General features: G+C 42.9%; 1 protein-coding gene. It reads left to right on the forward strand.

Annotation, left to right across the window (positions count from 1 at the left end):
• Positions 1-19: 19 nt before the first annotated feature.
• Positions 20-1,222 carry an aromatic amino acid transport family protein gene (locus CXF78_RS00630; RefSeq protein ID WP_011636062.1) on the forward strand — a complete coding sequence of 401 codons (1,203 nt, stop codon included), beginning with the start codon at positions 20-22 and terminating at the stop codon, positions 1,220-1,222.
• Positions 1,223-1,365: the final 143 nt, after the last annotated feature.

Raw genomic sequence — 1,365 nt, forward strand, 5'->3', positions numbered from 1 at the left:
ATTAAACAGGACGTTTTCTGTGAATTTTAAAACTTTAGGTTCTATTTCGATTGTCGCGGGAACGGCAATTGGCGGAGGCATGCTAGCGCTACCATTAGCAACAGCAGCTTTGGGGATGATCCCCGCATTAATCTTATTAGTGGTTATTTGGGGTTTATCGGCTTACACCTCGTTACTGATGTTAGAAATTAATCTTCACAGTGGTGTCGGCGATAACGTCCATGCCATTACTGGTAAAACACTGGGCAAAGTCGGCCAACTCATTCAAGGAGGCTCATTCCTTAGCTTATTATTCGCCTTAACCATGGTGTATCTAATGGGAGGGTCATCGCTATTAGAAACCCGTTTACAACCCATCGGCATTAACATGAGCAACCAAGTCGCCGTCATACTTTTTACGGTTATTTTTGGTGGCTTGATTGCCATTGGTGTTAAATGGATTGATAAAGTATCACGTATTTTATTTACTTCTATGGTGGTGCTGCTTGTCATTGTGGTGGCATTTCTATTACCAGACGTTAATTTAATCAGTGCATTAAACAATTACTCAACCGATGTGGCATCGGGCACCGCTTTACAACAATTATGGTTAGCAGCTATCCCGGTAGTATTCACTTCATTTGGTTTCCACGTGTGTATTGCCACCATTGTGCGCTACTTAGAGGGTGATGCTGCATCACTTAGAAAAGTGTTATTAATAGGCTCGACCATTCCACTGGTTTGTTACATCCTGTGGTTGCTCGTAACGCTAGGTTCTTTAGGCGGCGAAACAGTTCACAGCTTTGGTGGTTCACTGCCTAAACTGGTTGCTGCTTTACAAGGTTTAGCCCAGTCACACATTATCAGCCAAGCAATTGATCTATTTGCCAACCTTGCATTGGTGACCTCATTTTTGGGTGTCACCATGAGCCTATTTGATTATGTCGCCGAACTGACCCGAGCTAAAGATGACGCTGTTGGTCGTGCTAAAACATGGTTAATAACATTTATACCACCACTGTTATGTGCGCTTTACTACCCAGACGGATTTTTCAAAGTGCTAGGTTTTGCTGCCATTCCATTGGTGGTGATGATTATCTATTTACCCATTGCGATGGCATTAAAGCAACGCTCACAGCAATTAGGCGGTTATCAAGTGTCTGGCGGCACACTAGGGCTGATCGCCGCAGGATTGCTCGGCACATTAATTGTTGTGGCGCAGTTGATGGTGGCATTAGCCTAAATCGGATGACTGATAAAGTGGATTTGTAAGCGAGTTTTTCAAACGCTGTTAAGATAGTAAAACATTTGTTAAAGTCAGGCTTAGCCTGACTTTTTTGTTTTTATGGTCCGCCAACATTGACCTAGATAATTAAACAAGAAATC

The sequence above is a fragment of the Shewanella sp. 11B5 genome (assembly GCF_002836795.1).
Lineage (GTDB): Bacteria > Pseudomonadota > Gammaproteobacteria > Enterobacterales > Shewanellaceae > Shewanella > Shewanella frigidimarina.